23 protein-coding genes and 1 other RNA gene are annotated in these 24,825 nt (G+C 51.0%); 7 read left to right on the forward strand and 17 right to left on the reverse strand.

Annotation, left to right across the window (positions count from 1 at the left end; genetic code table 11):
* Genes HFP08_RS04315 through HFP08_RS04335 form a run of 5 tightly spaced genes read left to right on the forward strand, consistent with a single transcriptional unit; the run spans position 1 to position 1,877 of the window.
* Entirely contained in the window at positions 1-228 is a 228-nt protein-coding gene (locus HFP08_RS04315; protein WP_168119271.1) for a spore germination protein, read from the forward strand.
* On the forward strand, positions 225-428 hold the full coding sequence (locus tag HFP08_RS04320; protein ID WP_168119272.1) for a spore germination protein GerPB: 204 nt from the start codon (positions 225-227) through the stop codon (positions 426-428). The genes HFP08_RS04315 and HFP08_RS04320 overlap by 4 nt, the downstream gene beginning before the upstream one ends.
* A gap of 48 nt (positions 429-476) precedes the next feature.
* A complete protein-coding gene (gene gerPC / locus HFP08_RS04325) occupies positions 477-1,169 on the forward strand; it encodes a spore germination protein GerPC (protein ID WP_168119273.1) in 693 nt (230 codons plus the stop codon).
* Positions 1,159-1,365 (forward strand): spore gernimation protein GerPD, encoded by a 207-nt coding sequence (locus HFP08_RS04330; RefSeq protein WP_206109184.1) that lies wholly within the window; start codon positions 1,159-1,161, stop codon positions 1,363-1,365. Before gerPC ends, HFP08_RS04330 begins: the two co-directional genes overlap by 11 nt.
* Positions 1,365-1,877: a spore germination protein GerPE gene (locus HFP08_RS04335; protein WP_168119275.1), complete on the forward strand. Its 513-nt coding sequence runs from the start codon at positions 1,365-1,367 to the stop codon at positions 1,875-1,877. The genes HFP08_RS04330 and HFP08_RS04335 overlap by 1 nt, the downstream gene beginning before the upstream one ends.
* A 52-nt stretch (positions 1,878-1,929) precedes the next feature.
* Here HFP08_RS04335 and HFP08_RS04340 read toward each other — a convergent pair whose 3' ends face one another.
* From HFP08_RS04340 to HFP08_RS04365, 6 genes are all read right to left on the reverse strand, one after another.
* On the reverse strand, positions 1,930-3,903 hold the full coding sequence (locus HFP08_RS04340) for a glycoside hydrolase family 15 protein (RefSeq protein ID WP_168119276.1): 1,974 nt from the start codon (positions 3,901-3,903) through the stop codon (positions 1,930-1,932).
* On the reverse strand, positions 3,885-5,348 hold the full coding sequence (gene glgA / locus HFP08_RS04345; RefSeq protein ID WP_168119277.1) for a glycogen synthase GlgA: 1,464 nt from the start codon (positions 5,346-5,348) through the stop codon (positions 3,885-3,887). The genes HFP08_RS04340 and glgA overlap by 19 nt, the downstream gene beginning before the upstream one ends.
* 70 nt (positions 5,349-5,418) lie before the next feature.
* Positions 5,419-6,531 (reverse strand): glucose-1-phosphate adenylyltransferase subunit GlgD, encoded by a 1,113-nt coding sequence (gene glgD, locus HFP08_RS04350; protein WP_168119278.1) that lies wholly within the window; start codon positions 6,529-6,531, stop codon positions 5,419-5,421.
* Positions 6,528-7,694: a glucose-1-phosphate adenylyltransferase gene (locus tag HFP08_RS04355; RefSeq protein WP_168119279.1), complete on the reverse strand. Its 1,167-nt coding sequence runs from the start codon at positions 7,692-7,694 to the stop codon at positions 6,528-6,530. The genes glgD and HFP08_RS04355 overlap by 4 nt, the downstream gene beginning before the upstream one ends.
* Before the next feature lie 293 nt (positions 7,695-7,987).
* Positions 7,988-9,880 carry a 1,4-alpha-glucan branching protein GlgB gene (gene glgB / locus HFP08_RS04360; protein ID WP_240941075.1) on the reverse strand — a complete coding sequence of 631 codons (1,893 nt, stop codon included), beginning with the start codon at positions 9,878-9,880 and terminating at the stop codon, positions 7,988-7,990.
* Between the two features lie 116 nt (positions 9,881-9,996).
* Positions 9,997-10,221 (reverse strand): hypothetical protein, encoded by a 225-nt coding sequence (locus tag HFP08_RS04365; protein WP_168119280.1) that lies wholly within the window; start codon positions 10,219-10,221, stop codon positions 9,997-9,999.
* 234 nt (positions 10,222-10,455) lie between these two features.
* On the opposite strand from HFP08_RS04365, the gene HFP08_RS04370 reads away from it, so the two are divergent.
* Positions 10,456-11,370 (forward strand): helix-turn-helix domain-containing protein, encoded by a 915-nt coding sequence (locus HFP08_RS04370; RefSeq protein WP_168119281.1) that lies wholly within the window; start codon positions 10,456-10,458, stop codon positions 11,368-11,370.
* Between the two features lies 1 nt (position 11,371).
* Here HFP08_RS04370 and helD read toward each other — a convergent pair whose 3' ends face one another.
* From helD to HFP08_RS04400, 6 genes are all read right to left on the reverse strand, one after another.
* Complete coding sequence (gene helD, locus HFP08_RS04375) at positions 11,372-13,708, reverse strand: RNA polymerase recycling motor HelD (RefSeq protein ID WP_346768716.1); 2,337 nt, start codon at positions 13,706-13,708, stop codon at positions 11,372-11,374.
* Positions 13,695-16,022, reverse strand: coding sequence for an alpha/beta hydrolase family protein (locus HFP08_RS04380; protein ID WP_168119282.1), 2,328 nt, complete (start codon positions 16,020-16,022; stop codon positions 13,695-13,697). The genes helD and HFP08_RS04380 overlap by 14 nt, the downstream gene beginning before the upstream one ends.
* Positions 16,022-16,804: an ABC transporter ATP-binding protein gene (locus HFP08_RS04385; RefSeq protein WP_168119283.1), complete on the reverse strand. Its 783-nt coding sequence runs from the start codon at positions 16,802-16,804 to the stop codon at positions 16,022-16,024. Before HFP08_RS04385 ends, HFP08_RS04380 begins: the two co-directional genes overlap by 1 nt.
* 89 nt (positions 16,805-16,893) lie before the next feature.
* Positions 16,894-17,244: a hypothetical protein gene (locus HFP08_RS04390; protein ID WP_168119284.1), complete on the reverse strand. Its 351-nt coding sequence runs from the start codon at positions 17,242-17,244 to the stop codon at positions 16,894-16,896.
* Positions 17,245-17,249: 5 nt separating this feature from the next.
* A complete protein-coding gene (locus HFP08_RS04395) occupies positions 17,250-17,462 on the reverse strand; it encodes a DUF1540 domain-containing protein (RefSeq protein WP_168119285.1) in 213 nt (70 codons plus the stop codon).
* A gap of 55 nt (positions 17,463-17,517) precedes the next feature.
* Positions 17,518-18,018: a YpuI family protein gene (locus HFP08_RS04400; protein WP_168119286.1), complete on the reverse strand. Its 501-nt coding sequence runs from the start codon at positions 18,016-18,018 to the stop codon at positions 17,518-17,520.
* A gap of 201 nt (positions 18,019-18,219) precedes the next feature.
* Between HFP08_RS04400 and HFP08_RS04405 the strand changes: the two genes are divergently transcribed.
* A complete protein-coding gene (locus HFP08_RS04405) occupies positions 18,220-20,049 on the forward strand; it encodes a S8 family peptidase (protein WP_168119287.1) in 1,830 nt (609 codons plus the stop codon).
* A gap of 330 nt (positions 20,050-20,379) precedes the next feature.
* Here HFP08_RS04405 and rnpB read toward each other — a convergent pair.
* From rnpB to rpoD, 5 genes are all read right to left on the reverse strand, one after another.
* Positions 20,380-20,785: RNase P RNA component class A (rnpB, locus tag HFP08_RS04410), an RNA gene on the reverse strand.
* Between the two features lie 51 nt (positions 20,786-20,836).
* Positions 20,837-21,958 carry a Nif3-like dinuclear metal center hexameric protein gene (locus tag HFP08_RS04415; RefSeq protein ID WP_168119288.1) on the reverse strand — a complete coding sequence of 374 codons (1,122 nt, stop codon included), beginning with the start codon at positions 21,956-21,958 and terminating at the stop codon, positions 20,837-20,839.
* Positions 21,934-22,707, reverse strand: a complete 774-nt coding sequence (locus HFP08_RS04420; RefSeq protein ID WP_206109173.1) for a tRNA (adenine(22)-N(1))-methyltransferase — start codon at positions 22,705-22,707, stop codon at positions 21,934-21,936. Before HFP08_RS04420 ends, HFP08_RS04415 begins: the two co-directional genes overlap by 25 nt.
* On the reverse strand, positions 22,707-23,546 hold the full coding sequence (locus tag HFP08_RS04425; protein ID WP_168119289.1) for a hypothetical protein: 840 nt from the start codon (positions 23,544-23,546) through the stop codon (positions 22,707-22,709). The genes HFP08_RS04420 and HFP08_RS04425 overlap by 1 nt, the downstream gene beginning before the upstream one ends.
* A gap of 120 nt (positions 23,547-23,666) precedes the next feature.
* Complete coding sequence (gene rpoD / locus HFP08_RS04430; protein ID WP_168119290.1) at positions 23,667-24,797, reverse strand: RNA polymerase sigma factor RpoD; 1,131 nt, start codon at positions 24,795-24,797, stop codon at positions 23,667-23,669.
* Positions 24,798-24,825: the final 28 nt, after the last annotated feature.

The following is a 24,825-nucleotide window of genomic DNA, read 5'->3' on the forward strand; positions in this document are numbered from 1 at the left end:
ATGCCGGCTGTCGTCGGTTTTATTAAAATTGTAAGTGTCGGAGGCGGTTCGATTATTCAATTCGGCGATACGCTGCAAGCTTCTCCATCTTCCACGTCGAAAACTTACGCGGGTTCCGGCTCTTTCCTGACCGGCTCCTTGACCAATTCCAACAATGCGGTCAGCGCTACGAATTCATTGGATCCCGATGTGCAGGACAGCAGCAATAATGAGGCTAATCTTGTATGAATTGGACGATTCATCAGAACATTACAATCCATCAGCTGCGCGTGGACAGCGTCTCCAACAGCTCTGTGCTCCAAATCGGCAGCTCCGGCGCGATACGTTCATTATCCCAGCTGTATAATACGGGCGGCTTCACAGGTCCCGCACCGCAGCTCGGAGGAGACAATCCGATTTCCTTCGTTCCCTTGCCAAATCCCTCATAGGCTTGAAGCTTTCGTTTCGATGAATCTCGTTATTGAAAGGAGGCTCTTATGATGAAAGAACCTAATCAGCCCTCGCCTTGGCAGCTTTGGTCGATGGAAGTGCAGAAGAAGCTGCATTCGCAGCAGGAGCAGATCCATCGTCTGGAGAAGCTGCTTGCCGACTTGTTCGGCAAGCTGAAAGAGCTGGAATCGAAGCCTACCTACAATATCGAGAAAATCGAATATCAATTCGACCAGCTCAAGGTGGAAAAGCTTGATGGAACGCTTAATATCGGCATGACGGCACCGGGAAACGATGATACTCTCACGCCGGGCAATATTGAGCAGCTTGCCGTCAACAAGCATTTCCCTTCGGCTTCCCATTCCATTGTAGCGAACGATGACAGCAATTATTCGAAAATTCATGAAAAAATGGTGCAATATCTGGATTCGGCGAATGCCGAGAATGGCATGGATGCGGTTCAAGAAGCCGCTTCCTCGAATGACTTCGCCCTGCAGCTTGATCCTCAGCATCGTCGAATGGTGATGGAGGATTTGAAGAAACAGCTGCCCGAGAGAATTCGATACTATCTTCAGCAACTGAAGAAGGAAGATCAGAGTCAATCATCCCTTTACCCCGATTTGCTCGTAAGCAGAGTGTTCGAGAAGACAAGAAGAGACGCGGATGCTGCGCTGCAAGCCTATATCCGTCAATTGCAAAGCCAATCCGAAACTACAGGAGGTTCGCATGATTCAATTTAAAGTTATCAATCATTGTCTGTCTGTCGGGGAAATCGATATCCTCGGTCTGGCAAGCTCGTCCATGCTGCAAGTCGGCGATACCGACCAGGTCGCGCTCTATTCCATGTTCGACACGCCTCCGGAGTCCGTCATTGTTGGTCCGCTCGCGCCGCTTCCTCCACCGGAGGATGAAGAAGCGGCGATCGGTGAAATCTGATGCTTACGCAAAGCGATTCTTTTATTCCTCCCAAGCTCTCCGGGGCAAATGAGGTCCGAACAGCTCGATTAGGCTGCATACGAGTCATCAGCATCGCTTCCTCCGGTATGCTTCAAATCGGCGACCGCTGCGAGACGAGAGCGACTATTAACGCCCTGGCTGTGCAGAGAGCTGAAGATCATCTGACTGCCGGCAGCGTCTATTTCGAATCTTATCCTTTCTTCGAACGCCCGTGGCCTTCTCTCCAGGATACCGAATTCGATGAAGACCAGGCACTGGAGCTGTCGCATGTTCATTGCTCGAACGCCATACTCGTCGGCGCCATTTACCTTATCGCCGCCGGCTCCTCTTCGAGCATTCTAGTCGGAAACAGCAAGAAACTAACCGCGACGACGCGCATAAAGCATATTCGTCAATTTCCCCTTCCGAAGCCCGAGCCTTCCGCCGAGGATAAGCCATACGGCGGCTTGAACAGCTGTCGGGCGCTGCTCGCGCAGGCAAAGGAGCAATGAGAAGAACCGGCCGCATACGAAGCGCGCAGCCGCCGGTTCTTCTTCCGTTCAATCAGTCTTCGTGCCTGGAGTTAAGCTCCTTGTATTTGGCAGCATATTTGCTCACGCTGTGCACGACCGTAGCATGCGACCAGGTGAGCGGAGCGACGGACAAAGGCGTGCCGTCATACGGATTCAACTGCTCGGGAAGCAATCCGCTCGGAAGCGCGTGATCCGCGACCCATTGCAGGGTTCGACGCGGCCCCTCCAGCTCCTCAAGCGATGTGGCCGAATCAATCTCGAAATTCGCCACCCATAGCGTGCATATGATCCACGGATTGCCCGGCACCTTGTCGATTTCGCCGGACTGTTGGAAATAATAATCATTCGTATAACGGGCAATGCCGCCTATTTCCGTTTTGATTTGCAGGCCTTCTTTGATTGCGTTCATCGTTCGGACCACTCTGTAGTCATCTGCAGGCAGAACGCCAAATTCCAGAATGCCGAACAGACTGCTCTCGAGCGTCATATCCTTCACCCAACGATTGTCTTTCTGAATCAAGCCTCGCGCGAACCTTCCTGTTTCCTCGTCCCATAGATGCTTCAAGATGCCCTCTTTGATTGATTGCGCGGTATTCTTGTAATGGTCGCTTCGCTCGTAATCGCCGAACAAATCGGTGAAGAACGATGCCGCCATAAGTCCGCCGTATACGGAAGCCGCCGTATAGCTCCAAATGCCGTAGCGTTCCTCCCACAGATCATAGCTCGGCTTCGGGAGCGACAAAGAATGCTCCACATATTGACTCAGGAAGGATGCTCCCTTGCGAATCAAATTGCTGTATACCGCCTGCGGGAGCTCTATAACCCCATTCCGGTCATAGTCGCGCCACAGCGCGAACAGCACGAGCGCGGTTTCATCCTCTTGAATCGGCAGACGCTTGCTTCCCTGCACGATATAAGGATGCCAGCTGGAGCCCACCGTTCCGTCCGGATTATATTTGTGATAGAGATACCCTTCCGGCGCCAGCGCCGCCGCGCAGAAGTGGAAGAAGGGCACGATGACGCTCTGATAGCCGGCCATCGACATCGCCTCCGCAATCAATGCGCCGTCTCTCGGCCACATATAGCTGTAATGATCCCGGTTATATTGCAGAATATCCGTATCATTCGCAGCCAATATCGCTCCGCGTTCGTCGACCTGCGTTCGAACGAGAAGCAGGCTCTTCTTGAACAACTTCACGACATCGCCGGGAAGATCGCCCAAATCCTTCTCCGCCCGGCGCAGCCAATGATTCCAATAGATCACCATCCGGCTTAGCAGCTTCTCGGGATGATTCTCATGGACATATTGGTTCAAAGCCTTCACTTCTTCGAGATTTTTGCCAATCGACATCCAATAATAGACGCTCTTATCGCCTCGCGGCTCCACGAAGGTGCGGAAGCTGATCGTGCTGTCTACCGAGCCTTGCGCGATCGTATTGCCCATAAGCACGCCGTCCTCTGCGTCCTTCCAAGTGCCCTCCGCGGATTGGAATCTCTTGATTCCCGTCGAATATTGCATCATGCCGCCTTCGTCGGAGAAGCCGTTGAACATGAAATAATTCGAGCGCTTATAATGAAACAGAGTATGGTTCTCCGGATAATACACCGCGGTATCTCCGACCTCGGAGCCTTCGATCATCAGATCCTGATGAAAGAATAATCGAACCTCCTTCTTCTCGTCGCTCTGATTGCGGATAACGACCCGCTTGATATAGATGCATTCGCGTTGATGAATGCCGTCGTTCATATACAGCTCGACGCCGAGTCCTTCATGCTTCGCCGTCACGTTCGTAACCAGCGAATCCTCTATATAATCCAGCTCAATCTTCCAAGCCGGCTCATCAAGCCAAGAGAATACGCCGTCAACCCAGATGCCGAGACGGCAATAATGGCCGCCCACATGATTGAGCTGACCGACATAGGGATAGTAAATATCGCGTATATAACAATGATTATCCAGATTAAGCAGCATTTTGCCGTTGCCGATTACAAGATCACGGGACATGGCTCAGTCTCCTTTCGATGCGGAATCATGTCTGAATAGAGCTTAAGGTAAGCTTTGGCGGAGCTGGTCCAGCTGTAATCCTGCTTGGCCCCATTGCTAACGATTTGCTTCCATTCCTCTTCCTTCTCATAGACGGCAAGCGCTCTTCTAACTCCGTCCAGAAATTCATGCGCGTTATAATTGGCGAAGGTGAAGCCGGTTCCTTCGCCCGTGAACGCGTTGTAAGGCTGAACCGTATCCTTCAAGCCGCCCGTTTCGCGCACAATCGGCACGGTTCGGTAGCGAAGCGCGATCAGTTGACTCAGCCCGCAAGGCTCAAATTTCGACGGCATCGCGAACATATCCGAGCCGGCATAGATTCGCCTCGCTATACGATCGCTGTAGCCAAGCCAAATGGCCGCTTTATGAGGAAACTCCCTGGCCGCGCGCTGGAACATCTCTTCATACTTCCTGTCGCCCGCGCCGAGTACGATCAACTGAATTTCCTCCTGGAGCAAATCGTTCAGAATCGCTGCAATGAGATCGAAGCCCTTCTGTTCCACCAAGCGGGATACAATGCCGATGACCGGGATCTGCTGCGACTGCGGCAGACCGAACTCCGCTTGCAGATCAAGCTTGTTGCGGCGCTTGCGAGGCAAGGAATTGCGATAAGGCGTATGAAGCGAGCCATCGTTCATCGGATCGAACGAATTCTCGTCGATTCCGTTGACGATGCCGGTCAGATCCCCCGATCGATAACGAAGCAGCCCGTCAAGCTGTTCGCCATAGTACGGAGACTGAATCTCCCGGGCGTACGAGGCGCTTACCGTCGTCAGCTTATCTCCGTACACCAGCCCGCCCTTCATGCAGCTTGCCGCGCCGTTGAACTCCAGACTATCCGCCGTGAAGCATTCATCGCCCGCTCCTGTGAACTCCTTCATCAGATCAATGCCGAACAAGCCCTGATACTGCAAATTGTGAATGGTGAACACCGACTTCACACTACGCCATAGCGGATCATAAGCGTATCTTGTTTTGAGCAGAAACGGAATGAGACCCGTCTGCCAATCATGGCAATGCACGATATCAGGCCGGAATCCCATATATTGAGCGCACTCTGCGACGGCGAAACAGAAGAACACAAATCGTTCCGGGTCATCCCCGTAGCCGTACAAGCCGCCGCGTTTGAAATAAAATTCATTATCGATAAGATAATAGACCGTCCCGTCTATTTCCGCTTTCAGCAAGCCGCAATATTGATTGCGCCAGCCGAAGGAGACCGTGAATTCCGCGATACGCTCGAACTTGCTGCTGAAAACATCGGGAATTTGCTCATATTTCGGCAGAATGACGCGCACATCGCTGCCCAGCTTGTTCAACGCCTTGGGCAGCGCTCCGGCTACATCCGCAAGTCCGCCTGTTTTGGCCAGCGGCACCGCTTCCGAGGCTGCAAACAGTATATTCATCTTCTCTCCAACCTCCTGATCCGACGCAAAATTCTAATCTCCTGCAAGCTTCTCTCTATCTATCTCAACCTTAAATGACTTTCCGTTTGCCCGCCAGGAACGGCGAGGTCGCCGCGCCGCGGATATCGCGCTCGGCCTCCACAAGCACATCTTTATCCAGAATGCTGAATTGCACATGGCTTCCCGCTCCGATTCGACCATTCTGCATAATAATACTGTCCTGCACAACTGCGCCAGGCTCCACATGAACGCCCCGGAACAGGATGCTGTTCGTCACTGTGCCTTCAATGCGGCAGCCGTTGGCAATAAGCGAGTTTGATACCCGCGAGCATTCGGCATACCGTGCGGGCGGCTCATCCTTCACTTTCGTATAGATAGGTCCGGGCTGGAAGAACAGCTGCTTGTATACCCTGCTGTTCAGCAGATTCATACTGTGCTCGTAATAGCTCGGGAGCGTGTTGACAATGCCGAGATAGCCTTCGTACAAATAAGCTTGCACCTTGAGCTGATCCAGTCTCGAGAAGATCGCGTGACGCACGAGATGATCCTGTCCCTGCGCCAGCGAAGTTTCCACAAGCTCCATCAACAGCTCCTTGCGCATCACGTACATTTCCATCGAGGAGGTGTTGCTGACCATCCTGCCATAGCTATCCTGCATCGCAACGATTCTGCCGCCTTCGTCCAAACGGACCTTGCGCGCCGTGCCTGAGAGCGGCTGCTCGTGCTGCTTGCAAATGACTGTAATATCGGCTTCCGTCTCGAGATGCCGGGCAATTACCTCATCAAAGTCGACATTGCACACCATGTGGCTTCTTGTAATCACGACATAATCCATGGAAGAACGGTTGAAATAATCCCGGTGCTGATAGAAATGATAGAGATCGCCTCTGGAAATCTCCTGAATATCGTCGGTTCCGGGCGGAAGAATGAACAAGCCGCTTTGGCGGTGCTGCAAATCCCATGATTTCCCTGATCCGAGATGATCCATGAGGGAACGGTATTTCGTATGCGCGAACACGGCTACGTGATTAATGCCGGAATTGACCATGCTCGAGAGCACAAAGTCGATGAGGCGGTATCTCGCTCCGAACGGAACGGTCGCGAGGCAACGGCTTTGCGTAAGTCTTTCCAATTCATCCGACTCGTGAATCAGATTAATGACGCCCATTACTTTATGTTTCATGGCAGCTCCACCTCCAGAAGTTCATGCTCCTTCTCGACATATTGCTCCACGGCAATGACCGTAATCGCTTCGTCGTCCGGGCTTCCAATCGTAACCCCGGCTTGAATGACGGCGCCTTCGCCAATAATCGCCCGATGAATCCTCGCGCCTGCTCCAATCCGGACATTCGGCATAATGACAGACTCTGCAATGTACGTGTTCTCTTCGACTTGCACGCCGTAGAACAGGATGGAGCGCTCTACGGTGCCCTCGAGAACACAGCCTTCAGTAATAAGCGATGAGGTAATCACCGCCGTCGAAGAAGCGAATTGCGCAGGTTGATTCGGACTGACGGAGTAGATTCTCCACTCCGGATCGTTAAGCTCCAGTGACGGCTCCTCTTCAAGCAAATCCATATTAGCCTCCCACAGACTTTCGATCGTACCGACATCCTTCCAGTAGCCCTTGAACGGATAGGCGTAGAATTGAAGTCCGTCGCGCATCATTGCGGGAATGACGTCCTTGCCGAAGTCATGGCTGGATGATCGATTCGCTTCATCATAGATCAAGTACTTCTGCAACGCCTTCCAGGAGAAAATATATACCCCCATCGAAGCGATATTGCTGCTCGGGTTTTTCGGCTTCTCTTCAAAAGCCGTAATCCGGTCCTCATCGTCCAGATGCATGACGCCAAAGCGGCTGGCTTCCTTCCAATCCACCTGTATGCCGGCAATGGTTACATCGGCTCCGCTGTTTTTGTGATGCTGTAGCATCAAATCATAATCCATCTTGTAAATATGATCGCCGGATATAATAAGGACATACTCGGGATCGTATCTTTCGATGAAGGCCATGTTTTGATAGATTGCATTCGCCGTTCCCTTGTACCACACCCCGCCCTTCTGCTTCATGAACGGAGGAAGAATGGTCATGCCGCCGTCCCTGCGGTCCAGCCCCCAGGGACTGCCGATGCCCAGATAGCGGTTAAGCTCAAGCGGTTGATACTGGGTCAAGACTCCGACGGTGTCTATGCCGGAATGCGCGCAATTGCTTAACGTGAAATCAATAATGCGATATTTGCCGCCGAAATAGACAGCAGGCTTTGCGAGATCCTTCGTCAACACTCCAAGTCTCTTGCCTTCTCCTCCGGCAAGCAGCATTGCTATCATTTCCTTGCGACCCATGGACACCAGCTCCTTTTAGAGGTTGTTCAAAAAGCCCAATTTCAATAACGAAGTAGAACTGTAAGTAGCTCGACATCCCATATTGCATTCAGCCGAAACAAGTATATGCTTACGAAGCGATGTTTCCTACGGAAATATTTCAGTTGCTCACGTAGTATTCACTACAAGCGGATGCTTACGAAGTACGTTTCTCACGAAACGTTTTAGCTACTCACTTTCTAGCTTCATACAATCTCCTCGATTCTTGAAACCGGACTTTTTGAACTCGCACTTTTAATAGATGATTCCCTCTTTCATTTCAATATAAGAAGCATAAACGCAAAAGGGGGCAATTGAATTGAAATGCTCTGATTGCGGCCATGCCAAGCGACAGGTTCGCTGCTGTAGGTTTGCAATCCTCTATCAGCCGGTCCGCCGTACTGTTGCAAGGTGCTGTCGATCAAGGTGGAGTAGCTTCCTTCTTCGGGCACTCCCACCCTGTAGGAATCATAAGCATTTCCCGAGAAATTCGCCGCTATAAGCGAAATGCTAGATTCACCGCAACGAATAAAGGATATGACGGAGTGCTCCGCATTATGAACGTCAATCCATTCAAAGCATCCGGGATCCCGATCCCTCTCCCAAAGCGAAGGAGTTTCCAAATAAACATGATTGAGAGTATGGACATATTGCCGCATGCTTCGATGGGATTCATACTCCAGAAGCATCCAATCGAGCATGTCGCCGTCCTTCCATTCGTCGAATTGCCCGAATTCGCCGCCCATGAACAGCAGCTTCTTGCCTGGATGCGTCATCCAATAGCCGTAAAATAGCCGCAGCTGAGCGAATTTCTGTTCATAATCGCCGGGCATCTTGTTCAATAAGGATCTTTTGCCGTGCACGACCTCGTCATGCGAGAGAGGGAGCACGTAATTTTCTGAAAATGCGTACGTCAGCGAGAAAGTGATCAAATGATGATGACGCGAACGATCATGCGGCTCCAGCTCCATATACCGAAGCATGTCGTTCATCCATCCCATATTCCACTTGAAGTTAAAGCCCAGTCCGCCCATATAGGTCGGCGAGGTGACGGCTGGCCAAGCGGTCGAATCTTCAGCCAGCATTAATGCATCGGGGTAATAATGAAACACGTTTTCATTAAGTTGTTTGAGGAAGCGGAGAGCGTGCAAATTCTCTTTCCCGCCATATTCGTTGTAGGTATACATCTCCGGCGGTTTGTCCATATGCAGATTTAGCATATTGGCTACCGCATCGACTCTGAGACCGTCAATATGGAACATATCCAACCAGAAGATCGCGTTCGAAATAAGAAAGCTTAGTATTTCTTGCTTGGAGAAGTCGAATTGAAGCGTTCCCCACAGCGGCAATTCGGCCCGTTTCCCGTCCGCGCCTTCGAACAGAGGCGTTCCGTCGAAGAGGCGAAGGCCATGACTATCCTTGCAGAAATGTCCGGGGACCCAGTCCAATATAACGCCGATGCCATGAGCATGACAGTCGTCAATGAGCCTCATCAGGCCTTTCGGAGAGCCGTAGCGGCTTGTCGCACTGTAGAAGCCCGTTACCTGATAGCCCCATGATTGATCAAGCGGATGCTCGGCGAGCGGCATGAACTCGAGATGCGTATAGCCCATTTCGGCCAAATATGGGATGAGATCATTTCCTAATTGTTCGTACGTATAGAAATCTTCCTTGCCTTTAATCTTCCATGATCCGGCATGCGCTTCATAGATCAGCATCGGATTGGTGTAGACCGATTTATCATGCTTCCCGGTAATCCAATCGCCATCGCTCCATGCAAAGCCGTCCAAATTCGCAACGATGGAAGCCGTTCCGGGACGCAGCTCCGATTGAAAGGCATAAGGATCCGCCTTTCTGATTATCTGTCCATTCGATCCTATTAGCTCGAATTTGTACAGCTCTCCTTCGCATAAATGCGGAACAAAAAGCGCGAAAACGCCTGTTGTGCCCAGTCTCTCCATGCGATGGGAATCGCCTTGCCAATGATTGAAATTGCCGATTACTCGAACCTCTCGGGCATTGGGGGCCCAAACAGCGAAGCGAACCCCGTATGTATCGTCCCAATAGCCGGGATGAGTGCCCAAGAAACGATAGCTGTGATGCGACACGCCTTTGTTAAACAAATACAAATCCTCTTCGGTAATGCCGAAGAACTCCATATTCACCATTTGCTGTCTCACCTCCGCCGGGAAGAGTAATACTTATTAGTATACATCCTTCTTTGAAAAAGAAACAGTCCATTTTCATAGCGGAGAAGCCAAATGTTAATAAAGCTTACAAATCCCTATTCTTTGCCCGTTACGCGTTGAATGTAATAATGCTTCGAGCAATAGCCTTTTGCTAGAACCTTGCCCTGACAATTTGCCCATTCGCAAACCTTGACTGTTTTTACTCGGCGCGGCTTGACGATTTCAGGATCTCCGTGCCGAATCAATCGCTGATGATGCATGGCGCAGAGCCTCTTTGCTTTAACCGTCTTCAAACAGTTATCGATGATGCAAATCTCCATAAGCTGTTCCCCCTGTCTATTTCCATCCTAAAGGGAATTTCGCTTATCATAAAGTCTGCTGAAAGCTCGTCAGCATTCACTTACTCTATGCTTAATAGAGCTTTCTGCTCCTACATCTTTTTTCTGTCACGAAGTTTAAATGATTAAACAAAAGGATTCAAAATATAGGGAATTTCCCCCTTTTATGTTACGATGACATGAAAAGGCGATTTAAAGAGAGAGCGGGGAAATCATTTGCCAATATTCGAACAGGTATTTCAGTTATTGGAGCAGCCGATGCTTCTGCTTGCACAATCAAGAGGCAATATAAAAATCAAAGCCGCGAATCAGGCCTTTCAGCAATTCGTCGGAAAGTCGACGGAAGAGCTGCTGGCGCAAGGCTTCGATTCATTGTTTGCGCCGCTGGCGTTCGATCTGTCGAAGCGTTGCCATAAAAGCGAGGCTGTTCTGCACGCGAACAAGAAGAGGGAGGTCGCCGTCCGTATCGAGCTCATCCCGATCGACTCGCTAGCGCAAGCGCGGGTCGATTCCGGGAGCAGACGGACACAGACAGCCGTTATGCTGATTGAGGATTTAACGGCTTACAAATGGCTGTCGCAGCAATTGGAACGGGACAAGGTGCTCATCAGCGGTATTGTGAACAAGCACCTGCATATTCAATTTCTTCGCGACAGCCTCTCCCCTCTGCTGTTCGAGCCGGATCGATCCCTCGATGACGAGAATCTGCTTCAATTCATTGCCGAGCATGAGAGAGAGAAGATTATATCGATTCTGGAGCAGGGAAGCGCCGTTTCGAAGGAGCAGCGCATCAACGTGCAGACCAGCAAACAAAGCGGCGTGGAAGCCGAACTGGAGTTGACCTATATTCCCATTCTCGACGGTTTTGGCCAATGCTCGCAATATGCCTTTGTGATCTGGGATTTAAGACCCTCCGAGGACAGGACGGACGCTTCCATGAAGCTTCGCATCTGGATGGCGAAGCGGGATATATCCGCCGCGCAGCTTTCCTCTGCGACCGGAATATCCATTCAGACGATATCCAAGCTGCGAAACGGCAAGATCGAGAAACCGCAGCGACTTACCGCCGAACTGATCGCGTCCGAGCTTGGCGTCAAGGTTCAGGATATATGGCCGCGCACTCGCAAATAATTCAGAAAGGAGCGGATTGGACTGCGATTTCAAGAAACGGCGTCATCTTGCCCGTATATCCGATCTGCAGCTCATGCATGGCCCTCGTGCATGCCGTGTAGAACAGCTTCCGCTCGGTTTCTAGGCCGTAGTTCGTGCTTGATGCGTCGCAAATCCATACCGCATCGAATTCGACGCCCTTCGCCAGGTAGGAAGGAATAACAACAATACCTCTTTCGAAGGAAACGGTCTCTTGCTCAATCAGCTTTAACTGCGGAATGATCGGCTTCAAGCGAGCATAGATTTCCTTGCTCGCCTTGGCGGTCTTCGCGATGACCGCCAGCGATGCGTAGCCGGCTTCCTTCCATTCCGCAAGCTTGCCTGCCGTCGCAGCATCGCTTTGCGATTCATTCTGGAATGCCTGGACGACCGGCTGAGGTCCTTGGCGATTGAACGGAATAATATGTTCGCCGCGAGCCAGTATCCCTTTCGTGAACTCCACAATTTGCCGGGTGGACCGATAGCTTCGGCTCAGCACAATCTCCTTCACTTCCACAGCCTCGAAGCTGTCCGCCAGGGCATGGAAATAGTCTCCTTCGCCGCCGTGAATGAAAATCGACTGATTAAAATCGCCGAGCACGGTCATTTTGCTGCGCGGAAAAATATGACGCAAATAATGGAATTGGAACGGCGTATAATCCTGCGCTTCGTCGATGAAGACATGCTTCACCGTTGTATTCGTATGAAAGCCCTCCAGCTTCTCCAGAAGGAACAAATAGGGCGTCGCGTCCTCGTAGCTCATAATGCCGGCGTCAAGCCGCTCCAGCGTAGATTCGCAAATCCCCCTCCATTGCTCCGATTCCGGGCTGTCCGAATATACTGTCGCTGGTTGGAACAAAGCATTGTAAATGCGCGGCATATCCAGAAATGCGTATTGCTTGACCTGCCTTCGGAGTTTCTTGAATTTTTGCTGAACAACCTTCGCCGCCAGGAAATCCCGCTCCGATTCGAAATCATTGAAGGACTGCTCCGTGAATTTGTTTTTCTTGCTCAGCATCTCATAAGCGTCCGCATACGCATCCGGATCAAGCAGCTCGACGGCATTGTCGACCCATTTCTTCTTTCGCTCCAGCTTGCCAAGCGCAGTTAACTGCTTAAGCAGCATGGCTGAAAGCTGTCTGATACGGTTCGGGATCGAGGTCGACTTGTTCAAGCTGTAGAATTGTGTTGTCAGCTCTTCCTCCGAGACAAGCACTCGGCCGCGGAACCTGATCGCTTTGAAGCGCAAGCCCGCTTCTCCAAGCGCGGCAACATAGTCATTAATCGTCGACATAAAGGCTTGGCTGGACTTTAGCTTGATACCCGCGATACGGGCACAATAGCGATTGTCTTGCTGCGCGGTCAACGTATACTCCAGTTGAGTGAAGGGATCCTCCAGAGAGAAGCTGCCGCCCAGTCGATGCTCCAGATACTGCTGGTAGGTTGTTTGCTGCATATTCTGCTCGCCCAGCTCAGGCAAAACCGTCGAAATGTAGCTGTTGAACATTGGATTCGGCGAGAACAGCACGATTTGATCCGCTTGCAGCGTCTCACGGTAGCGATAGAGCAAATAAGCGATTCTCTGAAGCGCTGCCGACGTCTTCCCGCTCCCGGCCGCGCCTTGCACGAGGAGCAGCTTTGCCCGTTCATCCCGTATGATTTGATTCTGCTCATGCTGTATGGTTGCGACAATGCTTCTCATCTGAGCATCGGACTGCTTGCCAAGCACCTCTTGCAGCAGCTCGTCTCCAATTGTAACGCCGGTGTCGAACATGTTTTTGATTGCGGCGCCCCGAATGATGAATTGACGCTTGAGATGCATCTCTCCTTGAATCGTTCCGCTTGGGGTCTCATAAGCGACAGGTCCCGGACCATAATCATAGTACAGACTGGATATCGGGGCGCGCCAATCGTAGATCAAATAATGCTCGCCTCTGTCGTCGAGGAGAGAGCCTACCCCCAAGTAGATCCGCTGCGGCTTCGTGTCGTCGACACTCTCCTCCGACACATCAATTCGGCCGAAATAAGGCGATTGCGCAAGCTTCTGGAGCGTCCTTAACTGCTGCTGATTATGTCGATGTCTGCGCTCGCGCTCCGATAGAAGCTCGGCCTGTTGCTTCAAGCTGGCATGTGTTTCGGCCGATTCGGCGGCATCCTCGAAATTAATCGTCACATCGTCCCAGAAATTTTTCCGAATATCAACAATTTCGCCCTTCGCATCGACAGCTTGATTCTCAAGGCCGTTCATTCTGCTTATTATTAAGGAGCTCACTTCTTCGACGCGTTGCTGTTCATAACGTCGTTCGTCATCCAAATTCAATATAGGTGCCTCCTTCCGGCAAAAATCCAATGTCGTCAAGCAATATTTTGCCGTTGTCGCTGAGCATTGTCACTTTAATCGACAAGATGCTGCCTGGACTCGCCGAGAGTTGAAATTGATCGAAAGGAATAATATAGGTTTGGGAAACGGCCTCTGATGATCGCCTGAATTTGTTGTTCAAATAGCGATGCTCGAGCCAATCCCAATTCAAATAGGCGTGATAAAATGGCGATTTCACGGGCATTAGGGCTTGCAGCGAGCTGCTTAGAAGCTCTCCGGAGGCAAGCTGCAGCGAAATTTCAAGCTCTGGCAGCATAGGCAGCTCGGAAGTCGAGGTCGCGAAACCTGTATCATCCTTTTCCTCCTCAGAACGATGCTCTAAAAGCTCGGCCTCCAGATTGGTAATGGAAAAGACGAGGCTGCCTCCTGCAAAGTCGTTCAGCCTTGCCTGTTGGGATTTCGAAAGCAGCTGTTCATAAGAAGCTCCCGCCGCCTCCCACGTGAGCTCCATGCCTGATGTTCCTTTTGATTTCCCGTCCCGATCCTTAGCCGTCGCTTCCAAGACGGACATCATGCCCCTTGTTTCATACGAATTAGAGTCCAGCGCAACCTCTTCGAAGTTTTCCACAGTAAACATATCGCCGCTGTCATAGCGACTGACATAAGCGGTGTCCGGCAGCCAGTCTCTTCCAATCTCTTGATTCTGAAACAGCGCGCGATAGCCTTCCTTCCCTTGCAATGTGCTCTCCAGAAAAGCGGAGATATAGACCTTGGCGATTTGCCGCTGCTGCCGGGGCTCAAGAAGGCCGTGCTTGTTCAGGAAAAGTCCGCCGGGCAGCCGTTCATCCATCGATCCCCAAGAGCTATTGAATTGACTATGATTCGCGTCTTTGATATAGAGCAACGCTTTGAACCGATCGGAGCCGAGGCTGAATGCTGTGCGATTATATTGCCTGTCTCCAGTAAACTGATTCACATCTGCATCGCTCGCTCCCTGAAGGGTCAAATAATTGATATCCAGAAGCTCGGCCGATTTATTATCGACAATCTTATCCGTAGGGGCAATGGAGACAACAGACGCGATATGCACTTCCGAGAGGCTTTCAAGCGTGCTGTCCTCTTCGAACCATCGATCGGAATCTGCCGCCATGGCTACCGCCTGGGCGCCCCTGGAATGACCGATAAGCGCAATCTTCTTCCAATCCACCTTTCCCGAGAAGAGCGTTCCCTCTTCCTCCGAGAAGGATTGAATCTGTTGAAGATGCTTAAGCATCAGCCACGCTCTCATCATCATGTCATCATTCGGGATGCTCGACCATACCGAATAATTGAAGAAATTCGCATCAACAGACACGGCGATAAAGCCCCTGCTTGCCAGCAGCTCTCCCAAATACGCATAACCTCCATCGGAAAAATCCTCCATGAGATGATTGCCGTGTACAATGAGGGCAAGCGGAAACGGTCCGTCCCCTTCCGGCATCCACACTCTTCCGTTAATGGGCAGATCATGCTGATCGAATCCCCAAAACCAGGTTTTGAGCTTGGGCCAATACGTAATATACGAGGATGCGTCAACGGAATTCGAAACGAGATTCACATCTTTGCCGAACAAATCCCGATGCTTGTCCTTCCCGCTCCCATAGCTGAAGGCAATATAATCGAAACTCCCCGGCTGAGAAGGATCTTCCAGCTTCGAAGCCGGCATGGCGGCAAACTCCGACTGTTCGATTATAGAAGAGGCTCTGGTCGGCAATGATTCCGGCTGGACGAACGACCATGCTTGCGATAATATACCCAGTATTGCGGCAACGGAACCCCATAGGAGCAATCTCGGCAGCACCCGAAGCTTCAACCGCCAAATCGCTCCGGCGGATAGGCCGATAATGAGACCGATGCTCGCATAGCCGCCAGCCAGCGCCATGGAAGCCAAGGGATCAAAATCGGCGTAATACAAAATGATGCCGACTTCAATAATAAGATAAATCCAATAAGCCGTCAGGCGCCGCGGCAAAGGCAGATAAAGAAACGAAAGCAAAATCGTCAAACCATATCCCGTAAGCAGCATAATCCCGAGATGGATGCCAATCATGAGCAACAGATCGATCCAGATGCCTAGACCCGTGGGAATGCCTAACGCGACAGCTGCCATTGCCGCGCTTCCAAACAACAGCAGGCCTCCTTCCGCAAAGCGGCTGACGAAGCCTTCGCCCGCTAGGCGACGAAGATACCGGCTGTGCATCCAGCGCGAAGCCTTACGAGCGATGCGCCGAATACCATGCTTTTGGCCAAAAGCCGTCTTCACGATCTCTTCCATCAACGACCGCCAACTGATAGCCAGCTTCTGCCGTCTCTCCGCTCGATTTGAACTTCCACATCGAAGAAGCGGCTCATGCGATCCGAGATCAAAATTTCTTCTGTCAATCCCGCGGCGAATACGCTGCCTTCTTTGATCAGCAATGTTCTGGAGAAGCAAGGCAACACTTCTTCTACATGATGGGTCACGTAAATCATAGTCGGAGCTTGATCCTCCTCCAGAGCAATGGATTGAATCATGCCAAGCAGCTGCTCTCTAGCGAAAATATCCAATCCCGTACAAGGCTCATCCAGAATAAGCAGCCTTGGATTGTTCATCATGGCTCTGGCAATAAGCACTCTTTGGCGTTCGCCTTGGGATAAGGTGTTATAAGTTCGATCCATTAGCGCCTTGCAGCCAAGCGATTCCATCATGCGCTGAGCCCGCTCGATATCCTCTTCATCGATTTGATCATAAACACCGATCGTCGCATATTTGCCGCTGAGCACAATCTGCAACGCCGCTTCGCTTCCATAAAGTTTTTCCTGCAAAGAGGTGCTCACCCATCCGATGCTCTTCCTTAATTCGCGCAGATCATATTCTCCGAAGCGATGCCCGAGCACACTGACTCTTCCCGATGTAGGCCATATGTATCCGTTAATCATATTGAGCAAAGTCGTCTTCCCCGAACCATTAAGCCCCAGCAGACACCAATGCTCCTTCTCGCGCACCTGCCAATCGATGCCTTTCAGTATCGTTTTATCCGCTCTCTCCCACGTAACTGCTTCCAGTTGAATAACCATAATAATCGCCTCCCCGTATCATTCCAAAAGCAGAACTCCTCCCTGTAACGGGGAGGAGTCTGTTAGCAAATCGTGTGATCCCTTGCTTGTCATGTCAACGCATAATAGAAGGGAACAACAATAACATGAAGCAGGACTGCGAATAGTCCCATCGCAATTGCCCAGCCGCCGAGTCCTCTTGCTCCTTGCCGGAACGCGACATAACCCAGAACCGCAGCCGAAGCGCCGATCAGCAAAGGCCAAACGAACCATGACGCGATGGCAAATACGAGAGCAACCCACCCCAAAGCGCCGCTTCCCTCCGACGCATTCACGCGTTCGAGATGTGTATCCCGAATATCTACATCATGTGCCATGGGAAGTCCATACGCGAAATCGGACGCCATCTCTTCGTTCACATTTTGAACGGGTTCCCGACTCTTGTCTGCGCGGTCATCCATAACGCTCACTCCTTTGGCTTAAAGGTGTGGCAGCAAGTCGCCGCGGATGCCGTCGCTTGATCTTGATGGTATAACCCCAGATCGTCTCCTGCGAATTCTTCCTTGAAGGATGCTGATGAATGCTGGTCAATGTCAATCATGATTTCATTCGCGCCGCAATTATTGCCTTCCTTCCAGAAGCTGCAATTCGCTACAGAACAAGTTACGCCTTTTGGCATAAAGAAATCACCTCCGCTATGTAGGTTTCCTCAAGCGAAAGTGATTCATTCTGCCTTATTTTTGTCCTTGCATGCGACGCTGGGTCATATAGTCGCTCTCATAATAGGACAGATCATCGCGAAGCTCCTCGAAAATCTTGGAGACGCTCAGTACGATATTCCTTGCCTCGCGCACAGGCTTGTATCTGAAGCGAATGGCGTCTTGACCGGTGTAAGCATAACGCCCGTCTTCAGAATAACATTCATTCTTCGGATAGAAGAACGCGTTCACGCAATGATGGTATACTTCGTACAATACGCGCTCGCCGTATTCGGAGTCGAAATTGGGTCTTCTCAGCAATACGCCCAGCTTCTCGGCGGCAACTTCGGAATATACCAGCAACTGTCGCAGATCGGACAGCAAGCCCTTATAGAACAGGCTTCCCTCTTCGTCTTTGTCTTCACCCAGCAATTGCGATAACGCGTAATGATTCAAGAATGGTTCAAGCTGATCGACAGCTCCTTTAAGCTTTTCGCGCGTGTTTTCAGATAGCGCCTTAACATTTGCAGATGGCATCTTGGTAGTTCCCCTTTCGTAATTCCAAACAAAAAAAACTATAAACACCAACATCGTACCACAAATTGACGAGAAACGGTACTAGCGTTTCTCAATTTCACATTTTCCCCGTATAAATTCTTCATGATTTTCGGAATCTAAGCTGTAGTATTCGAAATAATGAGCTTATGTAAAATCCCCTAAAGAAATGGAGAATAGATTATGCGAAAGTCATGGATTGCCGCTTTTACCATTGTAGCCTTGGCTACATTACTTATTCCCGCCACGCCCTTCTTCACCTCGAAGGAGAAAAATGTTAAGCCGAAAGCCATATCTTATTCCGCAACGGAGGAGCATAAACGAAAGCTAAACATTCTGCAAAATGACATGAACGCCACTTCGCTGCTTGTGACAACCGATTTGAGCCGGGATTTCCAAGCCGCATTCGATCGCACAGCAACAGACAGAAATGCGCGTATTACAGCGATGAGAACATTGATGAACAATCACGCTCATCTTACGTCGCTAAGCTGGACCTCGGGCGGCAGCGTATTGCATCAAGGGTCGTTGCCCGATTCGAAACTCGCCAAGAAGTATGCCGCCGAAGCAGCCTCCAGAATCAAGAAAAATCAAAATTATCAATCGCCAGCGTTTGAATCAAGCGACGGCAATCGTTATATTGTTATGGGTTTCCCCAACGGCAGCGAGCCCAAATCCGGCATCGTCGGTCTTGTAAAGCAGGATATCGTACAATCGGTGGAAAAGCATCAAAAGCGAAATTTGCGCCTCATTCCTTATCCTTCCGAGGGCAATTACCGCATTGAATCCGTGCATCCTAACTCAACCGTCGATACAACCGTCAAGGATGGCGAGGATAACGGAAATACCAGTCATTATCATGTTAAGGATGCCGTCGTGCATTTCGAACAGCCTCCCTCTGAAGCTGATCTTGCCAAAATCAAAAACGATATCAACGCCGTAAAAATCCAGCAAATCGGAGACACCTATGTGTTTCGTTCCCAAACGATGGACGCCGAGCAGATGATGGCCTATTTCAAAAATAATTGGAAAACCGCCTACACCGAGCCTCATTATTTGTATATGACGAATGACGCAAATGATGCAAAGAGTATTATACCGAATGACGTGCTCTACTCGCAATATCAATGGAATCTCCCCTCGATTGAAACGGAGAAGGGGTGGACCCTCTCCAGAGGCAGCGAGGATGTCATTATCGCGGTGCTCGATACCGGCGTGCAAAGCAATCATCCCGATCTGCAGGGCAAATTGTTAACCGGCACGAATATCATTAACGATAAAGCGGCGCCGGATGACGATGTCGGCCACGGCACGCATGTGACCGGCATTATCGGCGCGAATGTCAATAACGGCGAAGGCGTTGCCGGGTTGTCCTGGTACAATAAAATCATGCCGGTGAAGGTGCTCGACAACAGCGGCGCCGGATCTACCTATTCCGTCGCCCAAGGATTAATCTGGGCCGTCGACAACGGGGCCAAGGTGATTAATATGAGTCTGGGCAATTACGCGGAAGCGGAGTTCCTGCATGACGCGATCAAATACGCCTACGATCATGATGTCGTGCTAATCGCCGCCAGCGGCAACGACAATACCGATCGTCCGGGCTATCCGGCCGCTTATCCGGAAGTATTCGCCGTTGCGGCGACGACTAATAACAAACAGAAGGCTTCCTTCTCGAACTATGGCGATTACATTGATGTGGCGGCTCCGGGGGACAGCATTGCCTCCACTTATCCGGACAGCCAATACGCCGCCTTGTCCGGCACATCGATGGCAAGTCCCCATGTCGCAGCGCTGGCCGGCCTTATCCGCTCCATCAATCCTCAGCTAACCAATGTCGAGGTGATGGATATTATGCGCATGTCCGCGCGTGATCTCGGCGATTCGGGCAAGGATGTCTACTTCGGCTACGGCGAGATTGACATCGACAAGGCGCTGAGCGCCGCAAGCAGCTATGGAGAGTCTTTGCAGACCTATCCCGAGCAAGTGAAGCGAAAGCTGAATCGGCTATAAAGGAAGTTCAAAAAGTCCACTTTTGATCACGATGCATGCCAAGAAGCCAATTCGACATCGAATATTGCATTCAGCCGAAACAAGCGGATGCTTTCGAAGCGATGTTTCCTACGGAAACATTTCAGTTGCTCACGTAGTATCCACTACAAGCGAATGCTTTCGAAGTACATTTCTTACGAAACGTTTTAGCTACTCAGTTTCTAGCTTCATACAATCTTCTCGGTGCTGAAAACTGAACTTTTTGAACAGAATTAAATTAAATAAAAAAGGCGCTTCCCTCATGTGAGCATGGAGGAAGCGCCTTGTTTTGGCCTATTAAAAATCATTCGTGCGGAAAGCTTGCCGTAAGCCGGGTTCTGTACTTCTCGTGGTGCAGACGGGAACGACCCTCCCACTGTGAAGCGACAATCATCTATCTAGGCGGCGCATTGCTGCGCAGCTCCAGCAACCAACCCGGACGCGCCTCGGGCTAAGGCTGCGGTCGCGTAGGCCGCGGCGTCCTCTCGGTCTTGCTCCAGATGGGGTTTACCAGGAACAAAGTCACCCTTGCTCCTCGTGGTCTCTTACACCACGGTTCCATCCTTGCCTGTTCTGGCAAAGCCAGTCATCGGCGGTCCATTTCTGTGGCACTATCCTTCAGCTCGCGCTGACTGGACGTTATCCAGCATCCTGCCCTGTGGAGCCCGGACTTTCCTCTCGCAGCAACAAGGCTGCCAGCGATTGTCTGTCAAGCTTTCCGTTTGCAGAGTTAAGTATACAAGGTTTGCATCCAAAGCTCAAGCCTTAATCAGACGAAAGAAAATGGTTCCGTATCCAATTGCGAAGAAAGGATCTCCGTCGTGTATTTGCTCTTCGCGCATTGTCCTGTGAGATATTCGGCCACCTTGCTCTTCATAATCTTCTCGATATTGTGACCGGCGTCGATAATCGTCATGCCTGCCGCGAGCGCGTCGTGCGCAGTATGATAATCGATGTCTCCCGTGACCAGCACATCCGCTCCCGCAAACATCGCATGCCTCACATACCGCGAGCCCGAGCCTCCGAGCACGGCAGCTTTGCGGATCATCCTGTCTTGCGGACCGACCACTCGCAGCATAGGCACGTCGAATGCCGTCTTCAGACGCGCAGCAAGCTCGCCTAGCGTCGCTGGCGACTCCAGCTTCCCCGCACGTCCCAAACCGAAGGTGCGGCCCTTCAAATCAACGGGATAGAGGTCGTAAGCCACTTCCTCGTACGGATGCGCCTTCAGCATCGCCGCAACAGTCCTCCGATGCAGACTGTTCGGAACAAGCGTCTCGATTCGAATCTCATTCACGCGCTCCAGCTTTCCCTGCTCTCCAATGAACGGATTCGTTCCTTCCTCAGGCTTGAAGAGCCCGGTTCCCTTGCTGTTAAAGCTGCAGCAGCTGTAGTTCCCGAAATGGCCCGCGCCCGTCCTCCAGATCGCTTCCATCACTTGCTCGGAATGCGTCTCGGGTACGAAAACGACCAGCTTGTACAAGCTGTCGGTATGAACCTCTTCCAGGCAAATGCGATTCTCCGCTCCAATGCCAATCTGATCGGCCAGCCAGTCGTTGATGCCTCCATCGGCCACATCGAGATTAGTATGGGAAATATAGACCGCGATGTCGGCTTTGATCAGCTTCTCATACAGCTTGCCTGCGGGCGTGGAGGTGTCAAGCTTCGTGATCGGCCGATAGATAATCGCATGATGGGCGATGATTAGCTCTGCCCCTGCCGCTATCGCTTCATCCACAACCTCCTCGGTCACATCCAGGGCAATGAGCGCTTTTGAGATCGGCTTGTTCAACATGCCGAGCTGCAAGCCGATTTTGTCGTTTTCGACTGCATAATGCTTGGGCGCGAGCTGTTCCATATATTGTATTAAAGTTTGTCCGTTTGCAAGCAAACGAGCACCTCCTTGATTTGATTCATTTCTTCCCGGAATTGCGCCTTCTTCAGTGCGGCCTCCGGCTGACTGGATTCACCCAACTGTGCGGCTATGCGTTCCAGCTTCGTAAGCTCTGATTGCCATTTTTTCAGCAAGACGGCATTTCCTTCTCGCAGCAAATGCGGACCAAGCCTCAGAAGCAATTTCAATTGCTGCTCCTGATCCCTGCCGGAATTCAGTATAGAGCCGTCATAGACCTCGGCATTGGTCAGCTCACTGACCGCTTCAGGCACGGCGACCAATATTTCATAAATTTTGCCGTCTTCCTCGACAATCATCTCCTGCGTCAACACCCACTCATGCTGAAGCAGCCATATTCGGACCGCGTCCTCTCCGACATTCGGCTGAAGCACCAATTGGGATACGCCTTGAAGCTTGCCAGCGATCCGGCCCGCTTCCAGTATTCCCGTCATCAAACTGCCGCCCATGCCGGCGATTGTGACCGTATCCGCCTCTCCGGGCTCAATAACCTGCAAGCCGTCGCCTTGACGGACCGTGATTTTAGATGTCTGCCCTGCGGCCGCAACTTGCTTCTTTGCAGCCAGAAACGGGCCATCGTTCAATTCGCCGGCGATGGCGAAGGAACAGAGTCCGTTTTGGATCAGATAGACGGGAAGCAGCGCATGATCAGAGCCGATATCCGCCGCTCTGGAGCCTTTGTTTATGTAATCTGCAATACCTTGCAATCTCTTTGACAATTTCACCATTATACAACCCACACCGTCCATTGTTTGCGTAATAAGAAGAGCGTGCCGCCCCCAATAACAAATTTAATCAGCAATTGCATCTGAATCCATTGCATGTTGCCAAGCGCGAGAAGCGAATAGCACTCAGGAGCCAGCCAGGAAATCGCGCATATCAAGAACAGAATCGCCGAAATCCCCTTCGACCAGCGATGAACGAACCAACTGGCCCAGCCGAACAGCATCGCAAGCGGAATCCAATACAATTGTATTTCGTACCATTTGGGATCCGCGGTGTACCTTGTCAGCAAGAAGCCGTATACAAGCAACATCGCAAGCCAGCCGCATAAATGCAGAACGGGCATTTTCCTCTTCATGCCGTAGACGATCCAGAATAGGGAGCAGAAGCCAAGCAAACCTATCGTCCAGCCCCATTCCTGCAGCCCGTGAAGGTGAAGCGTATATAGACCTCCGCAAAGCATAAGCAGCATTCCACAGCTCGATACGAGCAAGCCCGACCATTCATTGCGCTTGCGAAACCGTTCTCCGACCCACAGTAACAAAAGAACAAATAAAGACAAAAGCCCTATTTGCAATGCAGGATGAAAACGACTAAAATAAAGCACAACAAAGGAAATTAAGGTAAAAGTTCCAAATGTAAGAAGCCATTGTTTGCCTGTTGCTTGTTGAACAGTATGAAAGGCTTTTCCGATCGCATGCGATGCTGCCGGAGATGCAGGACGCACCTCATCCGGGTCCGCATAGAGATTAAGGAGAAAATCGCAATATTGATCCGGAAGAAGCTTGCTCCTTCGCCACTGCTCAATTTCTTTGACAATCATTTGTCTGCGATCCTGATTCATCTTATCGATTTCCTTTCCGCGGATGCGCTTCGCGAGCATGAATAATAGGACTACTGCTTCATATATGGAAAAAAGACCTCGCTGCTCGAGCAGAAAGGTCGCCATACATAATTTCGTTCTCTATTCCAGGAAGTCCTTCAGACGCTTGCTTCTGCTTGGATGGCGTAACTTGCGAAGCGCCTTCGCCTCGATCTGACGAATTCTCTCACGGGTAACGCCGAACACCTTGCCCACCTCTTCGAGCGTTCTTGTTCGCCCGTCATCGAGACCGAAACGAAGTCTCAGAACATTCTCTTCACGCTCCGTAAGCGTATCAAGCACATCCTCAAGCTGTTCCTTCAAAAGCTCGTACGCGGCCGCGTCGGCAGGAGCCAATGCTTCCTGATCTTCGATGAAATCGCCAAGATGGGAATCATCCTCCTCGCCAATCGGCGTTTCGAGCGATACCGGCTCTTGCGCAATTTTCATAATTTCCCTTACCTTCTCCGTGCTCAGCTCCATTTCGACCGCAATTTCTTCCGGCGAAGGCTCACGGCCGAGCTCTTGCAGCAACTGCCGGGAAACTCGAATCAGCTTGTTAATGGTCTCCACCATATGAACAGGAATTCGAATCGTCCGCGCCTGATCGGCAATCGCGCGAGTAATCGCTTGACGAATCCACCAGGTAGCGTAAGTGCTGAATTTGAAGCCCTTCTGATGATCAAACTTTTCGACGGCCTTGATCAAGCCCATATTGCCTTCTTGGATCAGATCCAGGAACAGCATGCCCCTGCCGACATATCGTTTCGCAATGGACACCACAAGTCTGAGATTTGCTTCGGCAAGCCTTCTCTTCGCTTCTTCGTCGCCCTTCTCGATGCGAATCGCGAGTTCAATCTCATCATCGGCGGAAAGCAGAGGCACTCGCCCGATTTCCTTCAGATACATTCGAACGGGGTCGTTAATCTTGATGCCAGGCGGCAAAGCCAGATCATCCTCGATGTTGAAGTCGTCGGATTCGCGTTCCTGTTCCTCCCCTCCGCCTCCTAGCGGATGCACCTCTTCATTCTCGTTCAGCACCTCAATGCCAATATCGTCAAGCTGCTCGAAAAATTCGTCGATTTGCTCCGGATCCTGATCAAAGGGAGACAGTTTCTCCATAATTTCTTTGTACGTCAAGGACGATCTCTTCTTGCCGATCTCAATAAGATGATCCTTGACCTGATCCAGTTTCTGTTCGGTATCCAGTTGTGTATGTTGATCGTTCGCCATATTCCGACTCCCTCCTCCCTGGAGATAA

It is taken from the genome of Paenibacillus sp. HB172176 (genome assembly GCF_011947265.1).
In the GTDB taxonomy this organism is placed as follows: domain Bacteria; phylum Bacillota; class Bacilli; order Paenibacillales; family Paenibacillaceae; genus Pristimantibacillus.